This window comes from Clostridium sp. AF20-7, from assembly GCF_003479275.1.
Taxonomy (GTDB): Bacteria; Bacillota; Clostridia; order Lachnospirales; family Lachnospiraceae; genus Otoolea; species Otoolea fessa.
Genome location: NZ_QUGF01000006.1, coordinates 172,794 through 199,156 on the forward strand (window position 1 = coordinate 172,794; position 26,363 = coordinate 199,156).

The window sequence follows — 26,363 nt, forward strand, 5'->3', positions numbered from 1 at the left end:
ATATTTAACCAATTTTTTAATCAATTTCCTAAAAAAGAAAAAAGAGGTGCCGCAAATGAAAATGGATCCATTTGAAGCTGCCTCCTTTTATCTGTTATGTACAATTCCGTGATTATTTCTCTACGATGTTCTTGAAGTACCAGTGGATATTGCCTGTGATATCTGCATCAGACATATGCTCGCCCTCGGTGCCAACGGTGGTTCCGTCGTTGCACTCGATCACGCCGTCAAATACATCCCAGTCGCCAGACTCGATCTTCGCACGTGCCTCGTCGATCTTCTCCTGCGTACCATCTACGCACAGGTCAGATAACGGGGAAATGTCTACCAGACCTTCCTCCAGACCGCCGAAGTAGTTCTCGCCTGTCCATGTACCATCAATCAGATCCTGTACAGCTTTGGTATAGTATGCGCCCCAGTTCCAAACGGTGGAGGTCAGAACTGCCTTCGGAGCATCCTTGCTCATATCAGAGTTGTAACCAACACCAAATACGCCAGCTTCCTCAGCTGCCAGCTGCGGGTTCGGTGTATCGCAGTGCTGTCCAATGACATCACAGCCCTCGTTGATCAGGGCTACGGCTGCCTGTTTCTCACCTTCCGGATCGTACCAGCTGTTGGTGGTCTTGATGTAAACGGTTGCATCCGGGTTTACAGAATATACACCCATTGCAAATGCGTCACATCCGCCGGTAACCTCGGCATTGTCCTTGCCCCAGGCGCCGACATAACCGATCTTATTGCTCTCTGTCTTTAAACCAGCCGCGATACCAGTGAGGTAACGGGACTGATAAATCCGTCCAAAATAATTGTTAAAGTTCACACCGTTGGATTTGTAGCCGGTTGCATGGGAGAAGATAACGTCCGGATATTCTTCTGCCAGTGCCTCGCATGCATCCATGTAGCCCCAGCTTGTCGCGAAGATAATCTGGCATCCTTCCTCGACACACTCGCGCATTGCTGTCTCGATGGCAGTCTGATCATCGTCCGCTACGTTGTTCTTGCGGATAATCTGATCATCCTCCAGACCAACGGCTTTCTGCATCGCTACTATACCCTGATCATGCGTATAGCTGTAACCGGAACCATCCGCCGGATTTCCAATATGAATCACTCCGACCTTCAGATCCTCTTTAGCAACTGCCGGCATCACGCCCTCTGCTGCCTCGCCTGCTTCTGTGTCTGCCGCGTCAGCTCCCTTTTCCTCCGCTGCCTTCGTATCTGCTGTATCAGAAGACGAAGAAGAACAGCCTGCACACAGAGACAGCGCCATGGCAGCGCTCAGTAACACGCTTACTACTTTTCTCATAACATTTCCTCCTAAGAATGCCTGCGAATGCGGTTCTCTCCCTTTCTCATCGTTTGTCAGAATTCCCTCGCAGAACTTGAAATCCGAAAATAAAACCGCATTCCCGAAAATTTGGATCGATACAGGAAATATTATTGCATATTTACAGACGATTTTCAAGGAATTTGCCTGATTTTTACTGTGATATTTATTAATCTCTTTTCATAAGTTTTACTTATTTCTTTTTCTCTCCTGTAATCCCCCGATATGCAGGAAGGGAACACCGGAGGAATCAGCTGCCAGCATCTTTTTTCGACGCAGACAACACAAAAACAGGCACCAGACATTTCCTTTCAAAATGCCTGATACCTGCTCAGCTCACTGTAACTGATTTCTCTTATAACTTCGGCAAACACGTAACCGTCCACCTTATAATACACGGCTCTGTTTTAAGCCTCTGCCTCGCCATCCTCTTTCTTCTCTTCCAGAATCTTCATAAACTCCTCACCGGTAATCGTCTCCTTATCCAGAAGATAGTCTGCCAGCTCATGAAGCTTATCCTCATGCCCGGAAAGAATAGCTTTCGCTTTCTCATACGCGCTCTTTACCAGCACAATCACTTCCTCATCGACCCTCGCCGCCGTCTCTGCCGAACAAGCCAGGGAAGTATCGCCGCCTAAGTAGGCGTTGTTGACCGTCTCGAGCGCTACCATGCCGAAATGGTCACTCATGCCGTAACGCGTCACCATCGCACGGGCGATCTTGGTTGCCTGTTCGATATCATTCGAAGCCCCAGTCGTGATAGAATGGAAGATCAGCTCCTCCGCCGCACGGCCGCCGGTCAGTGTCACGATCTTGTTGAACGCCTCTTCCCTGCTCATCAGGAAGCGCTGATCCGCCTCCACCTGCATCGTATATCCGAGTGCCCCGGAGGTTCGCGGCACAATCGTGATCTTGTGGACCGGAGCCGAGTGCGTCTGCAGCGCCGCTACCAGCGCATGACCGATCTCATGGTAGGAGACAATCTTCTTCTCATCCCCGGAAACACCGGCATCCTTCTTCTGATATCCGGCAATAACCGTTTCGACACTCTCTTCCAGATCCTGCTGGGACACGGTCTTTCGTCCCATCCGGACTGCCCGCAGCGCCGCCTCATTGACAATGTTTGCCAGCTCCGCGCCGCTCGCACCGTTGGTGGCACGGGCGATCTCATTGTAATCCACACTCTCATCCACTTTAACCTTTTTGCCATGGACTTTCAGAATTGCCTCACGGCCTTTCAGATCCGGCAGCTCTACCGGAATCCGGCGGTCAAAACGTCCCGGACGAAGCAGCGCCGGATCGAGGGATTCCGGACGGTTGGTCGCCGCCAGAATGACAACACCCTTCTTGCCGTCAAAACCATCCATCTCAGTCAGAAGCTGGTTCAGCGTCTGCTCGCGCTCGTCATTGCCGCCCATGCCGGCGCCGTCACGCTTCTTACCAATCGTATCGATCTCGTCGATAAATACGATACACGGCGCTTTTTCATTGGCCTGTTTAAATAAATCACGCACCTTTGCCGCACCCATGCCGACAAACATCTCAACAAATTCCGAACCGGAGATCGAGAAGAACGGAACGTGTGCTTCCCCGGCAACGGCCTTCGCCAGCATCGTTTTACCGGTTCCTGGAGGTCCGACTAACAGGGCGCCCTTCGGTAGCACCGCACCGATCTCCGAATATTTTTCCGGCTTGTGAAGGAAATCAACGATCTCTTTCAGTGCATCCTTGGCCTCTTCCTCACCGGCCACATCCGCAAAGGTGATGCCGGTCTCGGATTCCGCATAAATCTTTGCATTGGACTTGCCGAATGTCATCGCATTTCCGGCGCCGCCCATCTTCTTCATCAGCGAACGCCCCATGAGCTGTCCGATTCCGATAAAAAGAATCAGCGGCAGAATCCAGGTCAGCAGGAAATTGAGAAGCGGAGAAGCCTGTGTATTGATCTCCGCACTGTATTTTACATCTTTTCCATCAAGCAGCTCATACAGGTTTACCCCCGGAATCTCCCCAGTCTTGTAGGTGACATTCCAGGTCTTGTTTTTATCGTCATTTTTCAGCGTATAGACGATCTCATTGTTCGTCGTCACATACACCTCATCGACATTATTCTCTTTCAGCTGTTCACTGAACTGGTCAAACCGCACTTCCTGCGTCCGATCCATCATGGATGGGAAGAGGAAAATGTTTAACAGCATGACAACCAGCATTACCAGTCCATAATAATATAGAAATGATTTTCTGGGCGGCTGCTTTCCGCCGCCGTTCGTGTTCTCTACCATAGATTGTTCTCCTTATTGTGAGTCTGTGACAGATGGTTTCTGTGTTTCCGTCACATCGTTTCGTGATACATTAACATATACCGCATTCCTTGTTATTTGTCAATCCACAATAGTAAATATTTATTTACTTTTTATATTTGTTGACCTTTTTGTCTGGATGTGCTAGAGTACAAGTAAATTGATGTTTCCTTGTTTGCAATTTATGTTTGTGAAATGAACCGCATTTTATTACTTTGATATTTAAATTTGGAGGTTTTCCTATGAATCCAGGCAAAAAAAATTCAAATCTTTTAAAAAACACCGGTATCCACTTCCTGGAGTTTGCACTCGGCTTTCTCTCCCTGGCGAAATGCCACTACCAGCCAAGCCATGATATGAAAGTCAACTCGCTTCCATTTTTCGCCCTGATCGCGCTCGACAGCTGGGCAGATCAGGACTATACCATGTCTGAGCTGGCGGACAAGCTGAGTATCACAAAGCAGCAGCTCTCCCATATGATCAAGGTTCTTGAGGAACGCGGTCTGGTCGAGCGGATCCATGATACAGCCAACCGCCGCCGCGTCTACATCCGCATCTGCGATTCCGGCCGTGAGATGATGAACCAGATGAAGCAGGAAATGCTGTCTTCCACCCTGTTTGGGCTGCGCGCTTACACCCCGGAAGAACTGGCATCGATGGACGAGTGCCTGTGCCGCCTGATGGAATTAATGAAGAAATTCAACTGTGAAACCGATGAACCTGCGAAGAATGTATCCGTATGATAAAGACACCGGAGACACTTTTTTCTCCGCTTTCTTTTAAATCCTGTATAATTGACTTTTGTAACGTCCAGCAGCATTCCGGATTGATTTCTCTGCCATTTCATCCTTTCATCCGTTCCGGTGTGTTCCACGCCTCGGCAGAGTTTTCTTTCTGTGCCAATGGACGTTTCTCAATGATACAGAAAGAAGGTTCCTACATATTATGCCACAAATGATAGAAAATCATATTTTTCCACACGCTACTCATAGCAAGCACACTCTCCCCCTCTCATCCAGGCAAACTTCTGCTGCCATTCCACGCCTTTCCGGTCAAACGCGTGCTGCCGCACCTGCAAAAGCCCAAAAGGCCGCGGACGAATTTGCCCGCTACCTGCTCACGCGCAACCTTGCCGATGAGACACTCCGCGCTTACACTTATGCGGTACGGCAGTATTTTACCTATTACCGCGACATTACCTACCCCAATTTAAAGCTATACAAAATCTTTCTGCTCGAGCACTACAAGCCGCAGACCATCAACCAGCGGATCCGGGCTTTGAATGCCTACCTGGATTTTAAAAAGCTCTATCCCGGGCATCTTCCCATGGTAAAAATCCAGCAGAAAACATATCTGGATCACATGATCAGCGAGGCGGATTATGAATACCTGAAACGCTGCCTGCTTCGGGATGAACGGTACACTTACTATTTTCTCATCCGTTTCATGGCGGCAACCGGCGTCCGGGTCAGCGAGGTGATTCAGTTCCAGGCAGAAGATATTTTCTCCGGCTATAAGGACATCTATTCCAAAGGAAATAACGTCCGGCGCATCTACATTCCACAGTCACTCCGAACCGATACCCTCAAATGGCTTTCCTTTCTCCACAAATCCCACGGTCCCATCTTCCTCAACCGCTTCGGTTCCCCCATCTCTCCAGGCGGCATCCGCAGCCAGCTCAAAACCATCGCCCTCTCCTACCACATGACACCGGAAATGGTACATCCGCATGCATTCCGCCACCGATTTGCCAAGAGTTTTATCGAAAAATGCGGCGATATTTCCCTGCTCTCCGATCTGCTTGGACACAAAAATCTCGAAACAACCCGGATTTACCTGCGTCGTTCCAGCAGCGAGCAGTATGAGATTGTCAACCGGGTAGTCACCTGGTAGAGAGGAGGAAATGAAGCACATATGAATTTTGAAACACTTATTTCCGACTTTGGCATTTACCTTGAAAAACAGGGGCACGCCGCCAGCACCATCCGGGTCTACAGCTGTTCCGTCCGGCTGTTTTTTGCGCATTATAACAGCCTTTCGGTCGAGCACCTGCAGTCGTACCGGCGCTGGCTGCTGGAATGTTATAAGCCATCGACAGTGAATACGCGGATTCTGGGGATGAACCGGTTTCTGGATTTTATGCAAAACAGTGGATTGTTGGATAATGAAAAGGCGAATTTTCAATCACCCATATCCGCCCCCACAGATTCACTCCGCATCACTCCCACAGGTCACTACCGCCTGCGCCCCATCCGGGAGCAGAAGCACACCTACCTTGATACAGTGATCTCCCAGAAAGATTACGACCGGCTCAAACGGCGGCTAAAAAAGGATGAAAATTACTTCTGGTATTTCATCGTGCGTTTTCTCGCCTCCACCGGCGCTCGCGTCAGTGAACTGCGCCAGATCAAAATGGAGGATCTGCAGCTTGGCTATCTGGATCTCTACTCCAAAGGCGGCAAGATACGGCGATTGTTCTTCCCCCGCTCCCTCTGCGGGGAAGCAATCCCCTACTTTGCCTCCCGCGGCATCGACAGCGGCTTTCTCTTCCTGACCCGCCGCCGCACCTGCATCTCCGCACGCGCCATCGAGATGCAGTTAAAAACCATCGCAAAGCGCTACCAGATTAATCCGGCTACGATGTACCCGCATTCTTTCCGGCACCGCTACGCCATCAATTTTTTGAAACGGTTCAATGACATTTCCCTGCTGGCGGATCTGTTAGGACACGATAGTATCGAAACAACCCGGATTTACCTGATGAAATCGAGTCAGGAACAGCAGACGGTGATTGACCGGGTGGTGACGTGGTAGGCACAGGCGTGTGAAAACCATAAAAGGGGAAAGAACTGCCATTTTCCACAATTCTTTCCCCTTTATTATAGATTTATTTTTTCTCTGCCTCCACAATCACGAGCTCATATGGAAGTGCTTCCTCAGCGCTATCGGTTCTAATGTTTTCACCCGACCGTTCTACCGCATTCTCTTTTTTCTCCTGCTTCCCACTGTCCAGCTTTGTCTCAACATTTTGTTCCGCCTTCTTTTCAGAATCTTCCTCCTTTTCTGCTGTTCTACTAATAAGACGATGGGAGATTTCATTTGGTTTTATATATTTGCAATTTTTTTAACAACTTTTCTTTCCAAATAAACATTTTTCAAAACGGAAGTTAGAAGAACCAGATGGATAATAGAAAACGCATAAAGATATTACAGGCATAAAAAAAGCCCGGCAGAAAGAAAATGTGCTATGACATTCTCTCCCTACCGGACTTTTCCTAATATTAAATTTCCTTACAGCACCTTACTCAAAAATGCCTTCAATCTTTCGCTCTTTGGATGCTCGAAAAACTCCTTCGGCTCGTTTTCTTCGATGAAGTTGCCGCCCTCCATGAACATGACGCGGTTTGCCACCTCGCGGGCAAAGCCCATCTCATGGGTAACCACGACCATCGTCATGTGCTCCTCGGCAAGCTGACGCATTACGTTTAATACCTCGCCTACCATCTCCGGGTCAAGCGCAGAGGTTGGCTCGTCAAAGAGCATCACATCCGGATGCATTGCCAGTGCGCGTACGATCGCCACACGCTGTTTCTGACCGCCGGAGAGCTGTCCCGGATAGGCGGATGCCTTTTCCTTTAATCCGACACGCTCCAGAAGTTTCAATGCCTCCGTCTCCGCCTCGTCCTTCGGGCGTCCGAGCAGTTTCATCGGTGCCAGCGTCATATTATCAAGAATCGTCATATGCGGGAACAGGTTGAACTGCTGGAATACCATTCCCATTTTCTGACGGAGTTTGTCAATGTTTGTCTTCGGATCCGTGATATCCGTTCCCTCAAAATAGATGTGTCCGCCGGTCGGTGTTTCCAGCAGGTTCATGCAGCGCAGAAATGTGGATTTACCGGAACCGGATGGTCCGATCACGCAGACAACATCCCCCTTGCGTATCTGGGTGGAAATATTGGTCAGGACCTTTAAATCACCGAACGCCTTGGAAAGGTCATTGATGTCAATTATCACTTCTCCATTTTGTACGTTATCGTTCATTCTTTCTCAGGCTCCTTTCCAGATTCTGTGCAAAGTGGTTGAAGATCATCGTCAGCGCCAGATAAACAGCAGCCACGATCAGAAGCGGTGTCCACGCGTCATACGTTCTGGAACGGATGATATCACCGCCCTTTGTCAGATCCTGCACCGCCACGTAACCGGCTACCGAAGTCTCTTTCAGAAGAACAACAAACTCATTGCAAAGCGCCGGAAGTACGTTTTTAAACGCCTGCGGCATAATAATATAACGCATCGTCTGGACATAGTTAAAACCAAGGCTTCGACCTGCCTCCATCTGTCCCTCGTCGATCGACATGATACCGGAACGGAAGATCTCCGCTACATATGCCGCCGAGTTAAGACCAAACGCGATCACACCGACAAAGACGCCGGCAAATACACGCGATACAAAAATACAGTAATAGAAAATCATCAACTGGATGACAACCGGCGTTCCCCGGATGACTGTCAGATATACCTGGCAGACACCATTTAAAAATTTCATTTTACCGGTTTTGTCGTGAGTCGCACGGACAATCGCAATCAGCAGACCAAGGGCAATGCCGATCAGGGTTGCAAATAACGTGATGATCAGGGTATTTTTCAGGCCCCCTGTCAAATACTGCCACCTGTCATCCTTGATCAGGTTTAAATATAAGGCCTGCTTGAGTTTCTCCAATCCGTTTTCCTCCTTGTAAGATGATATAGACCCGAAAAAGGGCTGCTGCCGAATTTCATCTTTTTCATTCTGCAGCAACCTTTTTCTTAATCAAACAGATGTAGCTTTTTCTGTCAAATTATTCAGCGGTAATGTATTTTGCAACGATCTCGTCCAGTTTTCCAGACTCTTTCAGGTTTGCGATGGATGCGTTGATAGCGTCCAGAAGCTCTGTATTGCCTTTCTTAACTGCGATTGCGTACTCTTCTTCTGCGTACGGTGTTTCCAGAAGCTTTAAGCCGTCATTCTCGTCTACAAATACCTGTGCCGGTTTGTTGTCAATGATAACTGCATCGATCTTGCCAGTGGACAGTGCCTGTACTGCATCTGCGCCCTTGGAAAATCTCTGTACACTCTCCTCGCCGAAATCATCGGTGGAGTAAAGGTCACCGGTGGTACCCTGCTGAACACCGATCTGTTTGCCCTTTAAATCATCCAGGGATTTGATGTCGCTGTCCTCGGTTACGATAACAGACTGAACGCCGGTTGCGTAAGTGTCAGAGAAATCCACCTGGGTCTGACGATCCTCGGTAACAGTCATGCCTGCTGCTGCGAAATCAGCTTTGCCAGACTGAACCTCCGGGATGATAGAATCGAATGCTACGTCGGTGATTTCCAGAGATGCTCCCATATCCTCGCAGATAGCGTTTGCAATATCTACGTCGATACCTACGATATCATTTCCATCGTGGTACTCATACGGTGCGAACTCAGCGTTGGTAGACATAACCAGAGTCTTTCCTGCAAATGCGCTGTCGCCAGCCTCTGCTGCCTCGCTGCCCTCTGCTGCCTCTGCGGTTGTCTCCTCATTCTCCTCTGCGGCTGCGGTTGTCTCTGCCGGTTTGGAAGAGCATGCTGCTAACGATGCTGCCATAGCAGTTGCCATAGCGATTGCTGCTAATTTCTTTTTCATAATAAATTCCTCCTCATTTCTATTCGCTGCTTTTGTATTTTTATGCAGTAAATACGAATATTCTTACTTTTATTACTGTATCTAGGAATACATTATACCGCATTTTTATAAATAATCAAGCCTGAATTCCTGTTTTTTACAGGGTTTTGTATGATTATGCATTCTTTTCCAATTTGTACGGTTCCAGTTTCGGACAGATCTGGTTGTTAATTCTTGGCACGGGAGTTTAATAGTTGCATAATCAGGTTAGTGAAATTTTGAAAGTAAATGAAAGCAGATGACAGCTCGAAGAATGTTTCCGGTTTCCGAACGGATTATCAATTCATAACGAACAGTAAAATGAGAACAATTCCAAAAATGGACAAGGAAGAAAAAAATACTATAGTCTGCAACAGCAACAAAAATCGCTGCACCCCAGCAAATACAAGGGTTACAGCGATTTTATTTTCACTCAACTGCCAAAGACTGGATATATATTTTTTTCAATAATCCAAATTTTTGTTTTTTCTGTGTTTCCTGTTTTCAAACTTCACGTTCTCTCCACAGGCAATATCATTTACTTAGAGAATTTCTTTGAAAAAAATTTTCTTTTTTCTACCAATAACTCAACAAGCACTTGACAACACCTTGATAGTTCAGCGCCTCAGCTAAAAAAACGCATAAAAGCAATCCATTCGTTATAATAGCGTTGACTAGAAACTATAAAACAAGCCCGGCAACCAGGTTGATACGACAGGAACAAACGATACCAGCAGCAAAATAGGTAATGCACCAAAAAGCAAAAATGGAAGAATAGGTTTAATAAGTTTATGAATCGGAACATCACAAACTCTGGAACATGCCATCAGACAAGTAGCCATTGGCGGTGTAATTGAGCCAATACCGATCGAAACAAAAACGATTACTGCTAACTGAATTGTATCAATCCCACATGCAGTAGCAATCGGTGTAAGAAGCGGCACCAGCGTCAAAATAATAACATTTCCATCCAAGAAAAAACCTATAAAAAACAGCAGAAGATCTATTAACAGGATAAGACCAATACGATTATTGGTAATTCCCAACATTAACTCTGCCACCAACTCAGGAATATGGTTAAGTGTCATCAAGCGACTGAAAATCAAAGTCATTGGAAACATTATAACCAATGCCGAAACATCCTTGACTCCCTTAGAAAAAACGCCCATCAATTGAACCAGAGAAAGCTTTTTATAAACTACCACTCCCATGATCGCTCCATATAAACAGGTAATTGCACCTGCTTCTGTCGCTGTAAAAATGCCGCCATAGATACCCCCTAACACAATTACCGGCATTAAAACTGCTACAACAAGCTCTAAAAAAAATCTATTCCGGCTTATAGTCTCACGCGCATTTTTTTCTGATTCTTCTTTAGGCTCATTATCTTCAGTACATGCAGAAACGGATGCAACTGTTTTACCCGCATATTCTGGATGATAATATTTTATATAAATAATCCGATTAATGATCAAATAGAGCCCTGCCCATATTAATCCCGGCACAATCGTAGCCATAAATAAAGCACCAACCGATGCCGAGGACACGGATGCAAAAATAATAGCATTTACATTTGGTGGAATCATAAAGCCAAAAGGACTGGAAGCTGCAATTAATGCCGCTAAATATGCTTTATCATATCCTTTCTTTTCCAATTCTGGCACCATAGCTGTTGACAGTGTATTAGCCGTTGCCAATGCCGAACCGCAAAGGGCTCCAAAAAAGCAGGAAACTACTGGAATTGTGGCCGTCAATCCTCCCTTTACATTATGTAGCATCTTATCCGCTACCCGAATCAGCACATTTGCAATTCCGCTTCGCTCAATCAAAGAACCTCCTACTATAAAAAGCGGAATCGCCAACATAGAAATAGAGTTCAAAATGTAAAACGCATTCGTTGCAAACGTTCCTGTACTTCCAAGCCCCATATATGCCACAAAAAAGGAGCCGCCCAAAAATGCTAACGGAACTGCAACGCCGGAAAAAATCATGAGTAAAATTAATACTGCAGCTATTCCAAATATCATAATGTGCGTAACCTCCTTATAGATTTACAAACATTCACCACATAATAAACCATCATCCCCAAAGCTCCTAAAAATACAGAAGCATATACCCACCACATGCTAAATCCAACAGCTGGAGACACCGTATTACGTTCAATATGTGTCATCATTAAATTAAATGTTAATGGCATAAATAATCCACATATTATAGTAGAAATAATCAAACTAAACAAATGAAGTGCTTCTTTTGACTTTTCCGTCTTACACAGATTCAAGAAGAAATCGACTTTTAGCATATTGTCATCACGCACAACCAGTATTACTCCAAGCCATACAAATACAATAAATAGAATTGTTGGCAATTCCTCATAGCCGTGCATATTAATATTAAATACCCAACGACTGAAGATTGTCAGATTAACCATAATCATCATCACAATCAACAAAATACCCGCTAAATTTCCAACCACAAATTCAACTATATGATCTAATTTTTTTAAAAATTTCACCACGTTCCTCCTCTCTTTAACGGTAAATAAAAAAGCAGGGGATACTACAAACATAGATATCAATCCACTTGCAGCATCCCCCATACCATTAATAATTAAACAGCTCAGATACCTGATTGTATAATTCTTCTCCAATCAGTTCTCTCCACTTATCCGACAGAGAAGCCGCATACTCTTTCCATTGATTCAATTCCTCATCTGTTGGCTGATAATATGTAATTCCTTTTTCATCAAAGAATTTTTCTGCGTCTGCTTTCATATCTTTATAAGATTCATATTCAGCCTCTGAACACGCCCAGGCAGCATCCACAAATATCTTTTGATCCTCTTCGCTATACTGATTAAACTTATCTAAATTCATCATCAAACTATACGAAGTCCACTGAGCTCCAACATATGAATAAAATGGTGCTACTTCATAATAATTTTCAATAATATATGAAGGTATCTGCTGATCCGTAGCCGTAATCAAACCATTCTGCAGCGATGTATATAACTCTCCGTATGGCATAATTGCGATATTTCCCAAACCGCCATAAAATTCGTTAACAATAGCATCTTCATATGTTCGAAACGTTTCATTCGCCAGATCCTTCGGCACTTTAATCAATTTATCTGTCGAAAAGATGTGGCGCTGTAAGCCACTGTTTTGTGCCAAAAGTTTAATTCCATTTTCTTCATAAAGCTTTGTATTAATAGCAAATCCTTCTGCATTCGGATTAGCAAGCTTTTCCCTCACTGTGTCTAAATCAGGTAATAAAAATGGAATTCTTTGCCATGCAAATCTCTTATCTACATTAGACATTCCGGCACCAAAGTTAAAATCCGTCTCCCCATCCTGAATCATCTGAAAGGATTCCGCATCGCTGGCATAACTGGAATACCAATAAATATCTACTACATAACGGCCATTACTATTTTTCTCCACCTCTTCTTTAAATTTCAGTAGTCCATCAGCCCAGGGATTATAATCCGGGGCAACCTCTGGATCTAACGCTGATGTTGTCAAAACAAGATGAGTTGCATCTGAATCTGCTTTCGTAGTTTCTTCCGCTTTATCGCTCTGCAGTGCAACTGTATTATTACCTCCACATCCAACTATAGTTAATGCCATCATTGCTGCCATTGTCGTTGCAATTAATTTTTTCATTGTACTCCTCCTTTTTCAACATCCACCATATTCTTTTTCTGCTCGTTCCTGGCTGATCAAGCCATCTTTCACATCACACTTTAATGCTTTTTTATCTCTCTCAAGCGGATTACCCCAACCTCCGCCGCCACTTGTCTGAATATAGAGTCTATCTTTCTTATAAAAACGCACCCTTGCTTTCGAAGGCAAATGTTCTTCCGTTCCATCAGCTCTATTTACTGTAAAACGAGCTCCTAATGCTGCTTTTCCACCATTCAATCCCCACGGTGCCGTATTAACACGATCAGAGGCAATAAAGCAGTCCACCTCATCTGTCTGGAATTCCAGGACTCGCTCAATTCCAAATCCACCCCTGTGCTTACCAGGTCCTTCAGAATTTGGAGCTAAACCATATCGTATTACCTTAACCGGCATGATTCTTTCAAGAACTTCTACTGGTGTATTTCTGGTATTAGTCATATGCGTATTAACTCCACTGGTTCCATCTTGATCGCACATTCCACCATATCCTCCTCCAACAGTTTCACCATTAGCAAAGAACGAATGTGTTTCTGGATTATAACCACCCAGCTGAATTCCATTCATAGATCCACAAGCAGCCGCACATACTTTTTCTGGAACCACTTGAGCCAGTGCACCAAGCAGTACATCTACCAAACGCTGACACGTAATAGAATTTCCAGAACCGGTAGCTGCTGGATATACCGCATTTACCAAGGAACCTTCCGGTGTTATAACCTCAAAGCGGCGATATGTTCCAGAATTCGGTGGAATCGTGGGATCCGTCACTGCTCGAACAACATAATAAATGCAAGCCAACGCCATCGGACGAACACAATTCAAAGGTCCTCTTACCTGAGGGCATGTTCCCGTAAAATCAATTTTAATATGTGGACCTCCTGTAGTAATTGTTACCTTGATTTTTAATGGCTCTGTTGTAGTAATTCCATCTCCCTCTAAGAAATCCTCAAATTCAAATGTCCCTTTCGGAAGTTTTTCTAACTCTGCTCCCATTCGCCGGTCACAGTAGTTCTCTAACTCTGCAATTGCCTCAAGAACTACTTCTACGCCCATCTCATCACATAATTCCTCAAACCGCTTTTCTCCTACATTATTTGCTGCAATCTGAGCCATCAAATCTCCACTACTTTCGTATTTTGTTCGGATATTAGAGCGAAACATAGCAAAAATCTCAGGATCTACTTTTCCTTCTTTTTTTATCTTTACTGGTGGGAAGCAAATCCCTTCATGGAAAATTTCCGTTGCATCTGGTGTTAACGAACCCGGAACCTTTCCTCCCACATCTACATGATGCGCCAGATTTCCTACAAAAGCTACTAGCTCTCCTTTAAAAAAGATCGGAGAAAAGATAATAATATCTGGCAAATGAGTTCCACCAATGAATGGATCATTGTGCATGATAGCATCTCCAGGTTTCAGTTCTTTTTTGTTAATATGCTTTAAAGCTCCCTTTACTCCCCAAGGCAACACTCCTGAATGAACAGGTATATGCTCTGCCTGTGCAATCGTCTCTCCATTTACATCAAATAACGCACACGAACAATCTCTTCTATCTTTAATATTTGTGGAATAGGCTGTCCGAATTAATGCTGCTCCCATCTCTTCTGTAATTGCAAAAAAGCGATTTCGCATAACTTCCAATGTGATTGCATCCATCTTTTCATTCCTCCTTTTAGTTCTCTTCTAATGCTTCCATCTTCCCAGTCTCATGATTTGCAATCTTCACAACCAAATTCATTCTCTCATCTACTGTCACCTTATCGCCAGGCCCTACTACGGACGTAGCTCCTGTTTCCTCTATGATTGCCGGACCGATAAAGCTGTTACCTGCTTTTAAAGCATCTCGCTTATATACGGCTGTATCCAGCCACTCTCCCATAAAATAAGCTTTTCGAATTTCTTCTGGTTTTGGAAGTTCCTTGCTAATTTCTCCTTTTGAATACAAGTTACTTTTGTCCATTTCCCCAACTACAGAAAGACGCAAACTAACCAACTCCATGGGATCATTCTTCTTAAATCCATAAGAACGCTCATGTGCATCACTGAAATCATTCACAAGCTTATCCCAAACCAGCTGATTCACCGGGCTATTGGGTACCGAAATCGTTAATTCGTAGGCCTGACCAAAATAACGGATATCTATTTTTCTCTCAAAACTTACGCTACTCTCTGATACGCCATCTCGAGCCATTTCTTTTCTTGCTTCAGCCTCTAATTTTTCAAATTTTTCTTCCATATGGTCGAAAGAAACATCTTTTTCATGTTTATGATACGTGCATACTTCATCATATCTAATTGGTGCAACTAATAATCCAAAAGCAGAAAAGTTTCCAGGTGCGATAGGAATAACAACTGTTCCTATATCCAGAGTTCTTGCCAGTTCAACCGCATGAAGTGCTCCCGCTCCTCCATATGGCAGAAGCACAAACTTTCTCGGATCGATTCCTCTTTCTACCGTCATAACTCTAATTGCTCTGACCATGTTGGAATTCGCTACACGAAGAATTCCCTCTGCTACTTCCTCCACTGTCATATTTAATTTTACGGCCAATTTTTCTTCTATCGCTTTCCGTGCAGCCGCCACATCCAGGTGCATTTTTCCACCTAGCAATTTTTCACCCACACGACCTAACACAGCATGAGCATCTGTTACTGTTGGTTCTGTTCCTCCTTTGCTATAACAAACCGGTCCCGGTACTGCTCCTGCACTGCGAGGACCAACCCGAAGCGCTCCGCCAGCATCCAGCCATGCTATAGAGCCTCCTCCTGCTCCAATCGTAGTAATATCTATATGTGGGAATTTTACCGGAAATCCCTCAATCACTCCTTCACCTGTGATACCAATAGAACCATTCTGCACAATTCCTACATCAAATGACGTTCCTCCAAGATCTCCAGTAATAATATTATGATAATCCGTAATCTTGGAAAGAAATTCGGCAGCCAAAACACCTCCAGCCGGACCAGATAATAACGTATTCACACTCTTCTGAGCTGCAATCTGATCGGTCATCATACCTCCAGAAGATTGCATAATAGTCAATGGAGAATTAATCCCATTTTCATCTAATCGTCTACGCAACTGGGATACATATTTCTGCATTCTTGGCTGAACATATGCATTCATAACGGTTGTATTCATTCGTTCAAATTCACGAAACTCCGGCAAAATTTCACTAGATACAGACACTGGAAAATCTGGTGCGATTTCACGAATAACTTCCAACGCTTTTTTCTCATTTTCATCATTCGCATAAGAATGAAGAAAACAGATTGCAATGGATTCCGCTCCCTCTTCCATTAATTCATGAATCGTTTTCTTTAATTCCTCCATATCCAACTGCACCAATACAGTTCCCGTATAATCCATTCTTTCGTCTGCCTCCCGACGAAGATATCGGGGAATTAATGAAGCTGGTTTTCTAGCATGTAAATCATAAAGTTCTGGTCTGCTCTGGCGACCAATATCTAAAACATCTCTAAATCCTTTTGTTGTTATTAATGCTGCTACAGCGCCGTTTCGTTCCAAAAGTGTATTTGTAGCCACTGTCGTTCCATGTGCAACACCCGTCACACAATCTGGTGCTACTCCCAACTCTTCTAAAAGTGCTCTAATTCCGTTCAGAACACCTATACTTTGATCTTCAGGTGTAGAAGGCGTTTTTGCAAAATACACCTTACCATCTTCATTTATTCCGACTACATCGGTAAACGTTCCTCCTACATCTACACCTAATTTCAATTTAGCCATTTTTCATCCTCCTTTATCTCTATCCCTGGTAATAATTTACTTTCGGCATATATTTACTTCCTAGCATCTTATGAAATTCTGGGTATCTTGATTGTTCCGGGTGACGTCCTTTCTTTTCTGTTACATCATTAGCCAGCCATTGTAATGGAATAATGTAAAATAATGGAGTTAAAATTTCATCCATTCCTCCTGGAAGCGAGATAAAACGACCTTTTATTTCAATCTCTTTTTCAAAGCCCTCGTAACCAATAACTGTCACGTGATCCGAATGCTCCTGAGCAAATTGAATCATTCTCTTTATTCGCTCTACTCCAGGTCCCTCGTTTACCAAAAAAATCAAATATGACCACTTTTCAAGACAATGATACGGACCATGCATGTACTCTTCCACATCATATACCTCTACCGGGATTCGCACTCCTTCTAATACCTTAAGAGCCCCTTCTTTAGCTGCAGCTGTTAAAGTACCACCTCCGATAATTGTCACAGATGGAGCAGATTTATACTCCTCCGCAAAATCTTCAATTTCTTCAGATGTACATCTCAAACTTTGCTCCATCCATTTTGGAACTAACGAAATGTCTAATTCCTTACCAGCTAATCCCGCAGCATATAAATACAACATTGCTATAGTCGAAGTAAATCCCTTCGTTTTGGCCCCTACCAGTTCTTCTCCTGTACATGTATCCAAAATCGCCTCAGCACTTTTTCCGCCAGGATTATCAGGCTCGGCTGTTACCATAACGGTTCTAGCCCCATACTCTCTTCCTTTTTCCAAACAATGTATCGTCCCAATACTACGTGCCGTCTGTGAAATTCCTAAAATCAGCGTTTTCTCATCTAGTCGATAATGTGGATAGTAATACAAAAAATCAAATGGGGTAAACACCTGAACCTCTGCATTGAACCATTTTGTAAATGCATATTTAGCCGCAATTGCTGTATGAAGTGAGGTTCCAGAACCAATTAAATAGATTTTATCAAATGGACCTTTTCCCACTATAGAATACACACTATCACACACTTTTTCTGCATTTTGGCAAACTCTTCTAATTGTGTCTGGCTGTTCCAATATACAGCTCTTCATGGTTTGCTTCATTCTATGTATGCCTCCCAACTCTTGTATTTTTCTCTATTTTATTTTTTTACCTGTATATCCTGCTCTTCGATTTTTTTTGAAGCAAAATTAATTGCTCCTAGAGCTCCTGCTTTTCCTCCCAAGTTTGCCAAACAAATATCCGCCTGAATTGGCGTAAGCCTGCCAACCTCCTCTCGAATCCGCTGAATCACAGATCCCATAGAATCAGAAACTCCACCGCCTATTACAACCTTCTCTGGATTTAAAAGACTAATCGTATTGGCTATCGCAACTGAAAAATCACGAACAAATTTGTCTATTACCGGTATTACTGAGGTATCTCCTCGGCTATATGCTGTAAATAATGCTTCTGCCGAACCAACAATTTGATCCAGTGCCGAGCCAGAACATTTTTTTTCTAAAATTCCCTGTTGTCCTAATTTATTAATTTCCCCTTTTTCCACATCAGAACTTTCTAAATAATATCCTAATTCTCCTGCTCTTCCTTGAGCCCCCAATACCAACTGTCCACCACATACTAATGCTCCGCCAATACCTGTTCCCAATGCAATAAACAACATATCATCCGTCTGTTCACCTGAACCTATCCAACGTTCACCTAATGCTGCCAGATTCACATCATTTCCGACATACACTGGAAATGAAAAATATTCATTCATTAAACTTTGCAAAGGAAATTGATTCCACGATAATGCTTTGGCACGCACCACTGTTCCATCTGAATCCACCGTTCCCGGGACTCCAATTCCCATGCCAAATATCATTTCTCGTTTAATTCCTGCTGCTTCTAATGACTCCTCTACAATCTGGACTAATTCCTCAAACTGATTTTTGGTTGGTATTTTTTTTTCGTACACAATATTACCCACCAAATCTGTTATCAAAAACAAAAGTTTTGTTCCGCCAATATCCATGCCAATACAATACGCAGATTTTGGATTAAATCCCAACATAGTAGATGGGCGTCCAACCCCTGATGGAGACATACAGTCTCCATACTCAACTAGGAGCTTTTTCTTAATTAATTCATCTACAATCGCACTAACTGTTGTTTTACTTAAATTTAATGCCTTTGATATCTGTGCACGGCTAATCGGCTGTTTCTCCTTGACCATATTCAGAATCAATGTCCGATTAATTTTTCGTATTAATTCTAAATGCCCTAAATTTCCATTCTTCTCCATATTACACCCCTTACTCACTTAATTAGTTCAGTGCACTTACTAATTCTTTTAAAAATTACCTCTCGTATTAAGCAAGAGGATTTATATATAAAATACACTTTTATTATTCTGTTTTCAATAGGATTTTTCAACAAAATATCTTTATATTTTCGTAAAAATCACCAAAACGCGTTTCACATAATTTGTTTCTTCAGAAAACTAAATGTCATTTTCAAGATACACGTCTATATATGCTGAACTCTTTTTGCAATGCAATTGATAATTCATAAAATCAATTATATCTAACAAAAATGCAATTACAAACCAAAGATGACAGTAACTGTCAACCTGTAACGAATCAACAATTTCAAGAATGTTTTTACTAACCTTCTATATGGTTCCACACATACCCATGCAGTAGAACTTTCAACATTTCCTTATCTCGCTCTTCCCAGGCGGCTTGTACATTCTCCATATCGAACATGGGCATTCTTCGTAAATCTGATATGCTGAAATCTCCCAAGAGCAGGCGTGGCAAAGGCAACTGAAAGAAACGATAGCAACAAAAAACAGGTCCGGACGCACGGAGAGTAATCAGTGTATCTGAACCTAGCTTTTCTATGGTCTTTCCGATGAATAGCTTGGCTGGCTTTTCATTGAAATTTCTTATGCTTTTTTTCGTTGACATTTAATACTGTTCAATGTATCATATAATCAAGAAATGGGTTTGTTACCGTACAGCTATTGCTTAAGCGGGATGCTCGTTTCTTTTTTGTGTTCACCATATCGTCCTGTCATTATTCAAGAATGCCTCGGTGCTCTTGTAGCAAAAAGCAGACGCACCCTTTCTTACGTCCTCGAACATTTTTCCGCATCGATCGCCAGCACAAACATTAATGCATCCAGTGCATATTCCGGCTCATTTACCTGAATCACATACGTGTCCGTCATATGGAACAGCTCTTTGCTGACACTGGCAACCGAATATCCCCTTTGATCGAGGATATTATAATCCCATTCCATAATCGAACCGTCGATATGCCAGCCATTGTAATCAATATTGTAATGCGGCATCAGGAAAGAGAATTCTTTACTCAAGCATCCGATATAGGTGCCTTTTTTATATATCTCAAATTTTGGCAGAAATGTCAGTACACGCTGAACAACCATTCCAATTTCATTGCCGTCTGCATCATATATCACCAACTTATGGCCCCAGGACAACTGGCCTTTTACCACATATACTGTATTGCCAAACTCATCATAAATATCATAACTGTCAAACCACGAAAATAACCGCTGTTTAAATAAAAGCTTCATAAAATCACCTCAAATATCATAATCCGTTCTCTTTTGTCCTCGCCCGGAAACAAATCCGATGTGTCAATCTCATCATAAAACATTAGCTGTTCCTCCGTCATCAGACAACTGATATATTCCTCCGATGGATAATAAAAAAACAGCAGTATCTCTCTCGGATTTTCGTAATAGGACTCATATATCCTGGCAAGAACAGAGTGCAATATCTCTACCGAAAATGGATTGAAAAAATAACACCGGTCCACTTCTGAAGGAAGCTCATAGTTCTCCGCACTGCTTAAGATAAAGGAAGTACGGTTTCCGGACACTGCCGTCTCCTTATTTTCTGCTGCCCCCTGATAAATACGTTCATCGTATTCGATTCCGATTGTTTTACTCCTTGTCTGATAGGACAAGTAAAAACAGACTCTTCCCTTGCCGGTTCCATAGTCCAATAAGGTATTATTCTTCCGAATTAATCCGCTGTTCGCCAACCGTTCCAGAACCACGTATGCCGTCGGTTCGTATGGGTATCGGTATTGATCCGCATGCGAATCATCTCTGCCGCTTGTTCGGATTTTCAGAAATCTATCCCATTGGGTCTCATTTTGGTTCATGGTATATCTCCCGTATCATTTACTCGATTCTTATATCTACAGAATATAGGAAATTGGCGGCGCTTGTCAACTTGCAGCTTTGGAAAGAAAAAAATTGCAAATATGTAAATCTCCCATCGTCTTATTATGGGCAGATCTTGTTGTTAATTCTTGGCAAATCTAATATTTCGTACTATAACTATTCTGTACCGTTTTCTCTGTACTGGGCATCTGCTTCCGTAAAGAGAATGTGCCTTGTCACATTCTCTCGCCGGGCGCGGTCGCTTGCAGCATGATTCACAAGATACGGAACCATTCCTTAGGTTTTATTACGAAAGAAGGCTTTTTATGATTTCCCGTCTACTTACCTTAACTGCCTGGTCCATGACACCGCCCGCAGTCTGGTCTCCCTTTCATTTAGTATTTATGCTGATCGGCATCCCGCTCGCCGCCTTTGCCGCATGGAAATTGCGGACGCGCTCCGAAGCGTTCCGTCTGCATCTGCTCTTTGCCTGCGGTGTTTTTCTGGCATTTTCCGAGGTCTACAAACAGCTTTTTCTCTATTACATAGAAAACAACCGGCACTACGACTGGTGGTATTTTCCATTCCAGCTCTGCAGCCTGCCGATGTACCTCTGCCTGCTGCTGCCCTTTGTTCCGCATAAATATCAACGTATTTTTTGCACTTTTATGTATAATTACAACCTGCTCGGTGCCGTCATGGTGTTCGTCGATCCGTCCGGTCTGATGCACCCGTACTGGACGCTGACCCTGCATGGATTTATCTGGCATATCCTTCTGATCTTCATCGGGCTACTCATCGCCTTTTCCCGCATGGTGCTGCCAACCGCCAAAGGATTCTGGCAGTCTACAGCTGTATTTGCGGTCGGATGCGTCATCGCAACCATCATCAATGTTACCTCACATCCGTATGGAAACGCGGATATGTTTTATATCACGCCGTACTACGCGACCACGCAGATTGTGTACTCCCAGATCGCTGCTAAATTTGGAATTTTTGCCGGAAACACGGTGTATGTGCTTTCAATCATTTTGGGCGCATGGCTGCTGCATCTCGTATTTCAAGTCGAACGTCCGTGAGACTTGGCGCGTGATTCTGGTCAGCAAAGCTGGCATATTCGTTGCTGCTCACTCATTCCGTGCACATCAACGGGATTTTACCGATGCTTCGCATTTCAAATCGGCAAAATCTGCTATCGATACGATATCATACGGAATTTTCAGTTCAGAAAATTCCTATCTGCAATTAAAAGAGCGCCAGCCCCGCATTCACAGCCGGGCAGACGCTCTTTTCTATAATAGCTCAATTAATTCACTGTCACGGTAAAATCCACTGAAACGACTCTGTAACAATGGATTTTACCCTTTTATTTTTATTTACTGAATCTCGCTATGGAACTCCTGCAGGGACTTAACCTCCAGATGTCCGTTCTTCTTGATACTTCTCAGAGCCTGTACGGTAGCCTTTGCTGCTGCCATGTTGGTGAAGTACGGAATCTTCGCCTTTACAGCTGCCTTACGGATGTAGCTGTCATCGCCTCTGCCCTTCTTATCGTTCGGGGTATTGATAATGATTGCCACTTCTCCGTTGGTAATCTTATCTAAAATGTTCGGACGGCCTTCGTTGATCTTGCATACCTTCTCAGCCGGAAGTCCTGCTGCTACCATCACATCACAGGTTCTGCCTGTACCCATCAGGGTAAAGCCACACTCGTAGAAGCCTCTTGCAACCTCGATAAGCTCTATCTTATCCTTGTCATTGACACTCAGGAGGACAGTTCCTGAGGAAGGAAGACGTGTCTGGGTTGCTTCCTGTGCCTTGTAGATAGCCTCACCAACGCTGGTGGACATACCAAGAACCTCACCGGTGGAACGCATCTCCGGTCCAAGTACCGGGTCAACCTCCGGGAACATCTTGAACGGGAATACCGGCATCTTAACACCGTAGTGCGGAATCTTCTTCTCTTTCAGTGCCGGAACCGGTGACGGACGGCCTGTTAAGTAAGAAGTCATGATATCCGTTGCCAGTTTTACCATCTTGATGTTGCATACTTTAGATACCAGCGGCACGGTACGGGATGCTCTCGGGTTTGCCTCCAGCACGTATACTTCGCCGTCCTCGATTGCATACTGCATGTTCATCAGACCTACAACGTGCATCTCTTTTGCAATACGGCTTGTGTAATCACGGATTGTCTCTACCTGATCCTTGGTCAGATTTCTGGACGGAAGGATACAAGCGGAGTCACCGGAGTGGATACCTGCCAGCTCGATATGCTCCATAACAGCCGGAACAAATACGTTCTCGCCATCGCTGATAGCATCTGCCTCACACTCGGTTGCATGATGCAGGAAACGGTCAATCAGGATCGGACGATCCGGAGTTACACCGACAGCTGCTCTCATATAGAAGGTCATCGCTTCATCGTCATGAACAACCTCCATGCCGCGGCCGCCAAGTACATAGGACGGACGAACCATAACCGGGTAACCGATCTTATTCGCAATCTCTAATGCGTCATCAACGGTAACTGCCATGCCTGACTCCGGCATCGGAATCTGCAGTTTATCCATCATCGCACGGAACAGGTCACGATCCTCTGCCATGTCGATGGTTTCCGGAGTTGTACCCAGAATATTGACACCATATTTCTTCAGGTCTGCTGCCAGGTTCAGCGGTGTCTGGCCACCAAACTGTGCGATAACTCCCAGCGGTTTCTCCTTATGATAGATGCTTAATACATCTTCCAGAGTCAGCGGCTCGAAATACAGTTTATCGGAGGTATCATAGTCTGTAGATACGGTCTCTGGGTTGCAGTTAACGATAATTGTCTCAAATCCAAGCTCTTTCAGAGCGATAGCTGCATGTACGCAGCAGTAGTCGAACTCAATACCCTGACCGATACGGTTCGGACCGCCGCCCAGAATCATGATCTTCTTGTTGTCGCTGCACGGACTCTGATCCTTGATGTGATAGCTGGAGAAGTAGTATGCAGAATCCGGTGTGGCACTTACGTGTACGCCCTCCCAGCCTTCTACGATACCTTCTTTGGTTCTTGCATCGCGGATCTCTTCCTCTGTAACGCCTAACAGCTCGCTTAAATATTTATCTGCAAAACCGTCCAGCTTCGCCTGGCGGAGAACCTCAACCGGCGGAACCTCGCCCTTATACTGCATCAGGCTTTCTTCCTCTTCTACCAGTTCTTTCATCTGCTGGATGAAGTAATGTTTAATCTTGGTTAATTCGAACAGCTCGTCTACGGTAGCGCCCTTACGAAGTGCCTCGTACATAATAAACTGACGTTCGCTGCTCGGAACATGCAGCATCGCAAGCAGTTCTTTTTTTGTCTTCTTATCGAAGTCTTTCGCATGACCAAGACCGTAGCGGCCTCTCTCCAGGCTTCGGATTGCCTTCTGGAATGCCTCTTTGTAGGTCTTTCCGATACTCATAACCTCGCCGACTGCCTTCATCTGGGTTCCCAGCTTGTCCTCTGCGCCTTTGAACTTCTCAAATGCCCAGCGTGCAAACTTGATAACGATATAGTCGCCGGACGGAACATACTGATCCAGAGTACCGCTCTTGCCGCATGGAATCTCATCCAGAGTCATACCGGTTGCCAGCATCGCTGATACCAGTGCAATCGGGAAACCAGTTGCCTTGGATGCCAGGGCGGACGAACGGGAGGTTCTCGGGTTGATCTCGATAACAATATCACGGTCTGTCTTCGGATCGTGTGCCCACTGTACGTTGGTACCGCCGATTACCTGGATTGCTTCTACGATCTTGTAGGATTTCTCCTGCAGACGTTTCTGTACTTCTTCCGAAATGGTTAACATCGGAGCAGAACAGAAGGAATCTCCGGTGTGTACGCCCAGCGGATCAATATTTTCAATAAAGCAGACAGTGATCATGTTGTTCTTCGCATCACGGACAACTTCCAGCTCAAGCTCTTCCCATCCAAGGATAGACTCCTCTACCAGAACCTGACCAACCATGCTGGCCTGCAGGCCTCTTGCACACACGGTCTTCAGTTCTTCTACGTTATATACAAGACCGCCGCCTTCGCCGCCCATGGTGTAAGCCGGACGAAGAACAACCGGATAACCCAGTTTATCTGCGATTGCCAGTGCATCCTCAACGCTGTAGGCAACCTCACTTCTAGCCATCTCGATACCCAGGCTTTCCATTGTATGCTTAAACTCGATACGGTCCTCACCACGCTCGATAGCATCAACCTGAACGCCGATTACTTTAACATCATATTTATCCAGAACACCTGCTGCTGCCAATTCGGAGCAGAGGTTCAGTCCGGACTGTCCACCCAGGTTCGGGAGCAGCGCATCCGGGCGCTCTTTTTCAATGATCTGAGTCAGACGGTCTACGTTCAGCGGCTCAATATAAGTCACATCTGCTGTCTCCGGATCCGTCATAATCGTAGCCGGATTGGAATTGACCAGCACAATCTCATAGCCGAGTTTTCTCAGTGCCTTGCACGCCTGTGTTCCCGAATAATCGAACTCACACGCCTGTCCGATAATGATTGGACCGGAACCGATAATCAATACTTTGTGAATGTCATTTCTCCTCATGTTTTCTCCCTCTCATTGTCTGCTGTTTTTTGGCTTTAAAAAAGCGGCCTCCCGGATCAACTAAAAATCAAGCACCCCCGCGGTGCCTTCACGCGCGTCTGTCTGATCTTCCGTCACCCTGACAGCCTCCGCCAATCGCAGCTCTGCCAGACCCCAGTTAGCCATTATCAGCATTATAATAGAAAGCGCTTTATTTGTAAACAAAAAATTTTACAAAAATCGATCTTTTTTGCTTTTCAAATTTGATCTTCTATGATATTATAGTAAAGATATACTGGGGTGTTTATTTTGTCCAAAAGGCAGATTTAGACCCTCTTATTTTCGTTCCTGCGCGAGAATGTGCCAAGGCACATTCTTTTTTATTATCTTGTCCTACGAAAATCCTACGAAAAGGAAAGGGGTTATCCATTATGAAAAAAGTTGTCATCATCGACGGTCAGGGCGGACGCATGGGGCGCGCTCTCGTAGAAGAAATCCAGAAACTCTGTCCCGGACAGCCGCTTCTCGCGCTCGGTGCCAACACCACTGCCACTGCCGCGATGATGAAAGCCGGAGCTGCCATGGGCGCCACCGGAGAAAACCCCGTTCTCGTCGCCTGCCGCGATGCCGACCTAATCATCGGACCAATCGGCATCGTCATTGCAGACTCCCTCTTAGGAGAAATCACCCCCGCCATGGCAGCCGCCATCGGACAAAGCCGCGCCCAGAAAATCCTGATTCCTGTCAGTGGAAGCTCCTATTGCCGCCATATTTTAGTAGGAACACAGAATTTACCAATGAATGAATATATCCATTTGGCGGCAGAGGAAGCAGCTGCCTACCTGAATCATATTTAAAA

23 protein-coding genes are annotated in these 26,363 nt (G+C 44.6%); 5 read left to right on the forward strand and 18 right to left on the reverse strand.

All coding sequences use genetic code 11. From position 1 onward, the window contains the following. Positions 1-112: 112 nt before the first annotated feature. Positions 113-1,306: a BMP family ABC transporter substrate-binding protein gene (locus tag DWX68_RS08015; RefSeq protein WP_107000564.1), complete on the reverse strand. Its 1,194-nt coding sequence runs from the start codon at positions 1,304-1,306 to the stop codon at positions 113-115. A gap of 428 nt (positions 1,307-1,734) precedes the next feature. After that, on the reverse strand, positions 1,735-3,609 hold the full coding sequence (ftsH, locus tag DWX68_RS08020) for an ATP-dependent zinc metalloprotease FtsH (RefSeq protein WP_118629037.1): 1,875 nt from the start codon (positions 3,607-3,609) through the stop codon (positions 1,735-1,737). A 260-nt stretch (positions 3,610-3,869) separates the two neighbouring features. Here ftsH and DWX68_RS08025 point away from each other — a divergent pair, with 260 nt between their 5' ends. The 3 genes from DWX68_RS08025 (at position 3,870) to DWX68_RS08040 (ending at position 6,441) form a co-directional block, all read left to right on the forward strand. Beyond that, positions 3,870-4,370 (forward strand): MarR family transcriptional regulator, encoded by a 501-nt coding sequence (locus DWX68_RS08025; protein ID WP_107000566.1) that lies wholly within the window; start codon positions 3,870-3,872, stop codon positions 4,368-4,370. Between the two features lie 211 nt (positions 4,371-4,581). Then, complete coding sequence (locus tag DWX68_RS08035) at positions 4,582-5,520, forward strand: tyrosine-type recombinase/integrase (RefSeq protein ID WP_118629039.1); 939 nt, start codon at positions 4,582-4,584, stop codon at positions 5,518-5,520. Positions 5,521-5,541: 21 nt separating this feature from the next. After that, a complete protein-coding gene (locus tag DWX68_RS08040; RefSeq protein WP_118629041.1) occupies positions 5,542-6,441 on the forward strand; it encodes a tyrosine-type recombinase/integrase in 900 nt (299 codons plus the stop codon). A 477-nt stretch (positions 6,442-6,918) separates the two neighbouring features. Here DWX68_RS08040 and DWX68_RS08045 read toward each other — a convergent pair whose 3' ends face one another. The 14 genes from DWX68_RS08045 to DWX68_RS15095 form a co-directional block, all read right to left on the reverse strand. Continuing rightward, positions 6,919-7,671 (reverse strand): amino acid ABC transporter ATP-binding protein, encoded by a 753-nt coding sequence (locus tag DWX68_RS08045; RefSeq protein WP_118629043.1) that lies wholly within the window; start codon positions 7,669-7,671, stop codon positions 6,919-6,921. After that, positions 7,661-8,350: an amino acid ABC transporter permease gene (locus DWX68_RS08050; protein WP_022360148.1), complete on the reverse strand. Its 690-nt coding sequence runs from the start codon at positions 8,348-8,350 to the stop codon at positions 7,661-7,663. Before DWX68_RS08050 ends, DWX68_RS08045 begins: the two co-directional genes overlap by 11 nt. Positions 8,351-8,468: 118 nt before the next feature. Next, a complete protein-coding gene (locus tag DWX68_RS08055; protein WP_118524506.1) occupies positions 8,469-9,302 on the reverse strand; it encodes a basic amino acid ABC transporter substrate-binding protein in 834 nt (277 codons plus the stop codon). A gap of 692 nt (positions 9,303-9,994) precedes the next feature. After that, entirely contained in the window at positions 9,995-11,347 is a 1,353-nt protein-coding gene (locus tag DWX68_RS08060; RefSeq protein WP_117796216.1) for a TRAP transporter large permease, read from the reverse strand. After that, positions 11,344-11,970, reverse strand: a complete 627-nt coding sequence (locus DWX68_RS08065) for a TRAP transporter small permease (protein ID WP_117796217.1) — start codon at positions 11,968-11,970, stop codon at positions 11,344-11,346. The genes DWX68_RS08060 and DWX68_RS08065 overlap by 4 nt, the downstream gene beginning before the upstream one ends. Next, positions 11,924-12,985, reverse strand: a complete 1,062-nt coding sequence (locus tag DWX68_RS08070) for a TRAP transporter substrate-binding protein (protein ID WP_117796218.1) — start codon at positions 12,983-12,985, stop codon at positions 11,924-11,926. The genes DWX68_RS08065 and DWX68_RS08070 overlap by 47 nt, the downstream gene beginning before the upstream one ends. Before the next feature lie 15 nt (positions 12,986-13,000). Beyond that, on the reverse strand, positions 13,001-14,662 hold the full coding sequence (locus DWX68_RS08075) for a hydantoinase B/oxoprolinase family protein (protein WP_118468271.1): 1,662 nt from the start codon (positions 14,660-14,662) through the stop codon (positions 13,001-13,003). A 16-nt stretch (positions 14,663-14,678) separates the two neighbouring features. Next, on the reverse strand, positions 14,679-16,757 hold the full coding sequence (locus DWX68_RS08080; protein WP_118629045.1) for a hydantoinase/oxoprolinase family protein: 2,079 nt from the start codon (positions 16,755-16,757) through the stop codon (positions 14,679-14,681). A 19-nt stretch (positions 16,758-16,776) separates the two neighbouring features. After that, positions 16,777-17,856, reverse strand: a complete 1,080-nt coding sequence (locus DWX68_RS08085; protein WP_118468274.1) for an SIS domain-containing protein — start codon at positions 17,854-17,856, stop codon at positions 16,777-16,779. A 38-nt stretch (positions 17,857-17,894) separates the two neighbouring features. Continuing rightward, on the reverse strand, positions 17,895-19,040 hold the full coding sequence (locus tag DWX68_RS08090) for an ROK family transcriptional regulator (RefSeq protein ID WP_118629047.1): 1,146 nt from the start codon (positions 19,038-19,040) through the stop codon (positions 17,895-17,897). Positions 19,041-19,401: 361 nt separating this feature from the next. Then, positions 19,402-19,707: a hypothetical protein gene (locus DWX68_RS14665; RefSeq protein ID WP_117796221.1), complete on the reverse strand. Its 306-nt coding sequence runs from the start codon at positions 19,705-19,707 to the stop codon at positions 19,402-19,404. Between the two features lie 161 nt (positions 19,708-19,868). Then, entirely contained in the window at positions 19,869-20,339 is a 471-nt protein-coding gene (locus tag DWX68_RS08100; RefSeq protein WP_117796222.1) for an LURP-one-related family protein, read from the reverse strand. Beyond that, entirely contained in the window at positions 20,336-20,935 is a 600-nt protein-coding gene (locus tag DWX68_RS08105; RefSeq protein WP_118472213.1) for a methyltransferase domain-containing protein, read from the reverse strand. Before DWX68_RS08105 ends, DWX68_RS08100 begins: the two co-directional genes overlap by 4 nt. 396 nt (positions 20,936-21,331) lie before the next feature. Beyond that, positions 21,332-21,577 (reverse strand): hypothetical protein, encoded by a 246-nt coding sequence (locus DWX68_RS15095; protein WP_347475173.1) that lies wholly within the window; start codon positions 21,575-21,577, stop codon positions 21,332-21,334. A 27-nt stretch (positions 21,578-21,604) separates the two neighbouring features. Between DWX68_RS15095 and DWX68_RS15100 the strand changes: the two genes are divergently transcribed. Continuing rightward, entirely contained in the window at positions 21,605-22,015 is a 411-nt protein-coding gene (locus DWX68_RS15100; protein ID WP_347475174.1) for a hypothetical protein, read from the forward strand. Positions 22,016-22,312: 297 nt separating this feature from the next. On the opposite strand, the gene carB is transcribed toward DWX68_RS15100, so the two are convergent. Next, positions 22,313-25,525 (reverse strand): carbamoyl-phosphate synthase large subunit, encoded by a 3,213-nt coding sequence (carB, locus tag DWX68_RS08115; RefSeq protein ID WP_107000573.1) that lies wholly within the window; start codon positions 25,523-25,525, stop codon positions 22,313-22,315. Between the two features lie 60 nt (positions 25,526-25,585). Next, a complete protein-coding gene (locus tag DWX68_RS14670; protein ID WP_182432162.1) occupies positions 25,586-25,729 on the reverse strand; it encodes a hypothetical protein in 144 nt (47 codons plus the stop codon). Between the two features lie 206 nt (positions 25,730-25,935). Between DWX68_RS14670 and DWX68_RS08120 the strand changes: the two genes are divergently transcribed. Next, complete coding sequence (locus DWX68_RS08120) at positions 25,936-26,361, forward strand: DUF3842 family protein (protein WP_107000574.1); 426 nt, start codon at positions 25,936-25,938, stop codon at positions 26,359-26,361. Positions 26,362-26,363 lie beyond the last annotated feature (2 nt).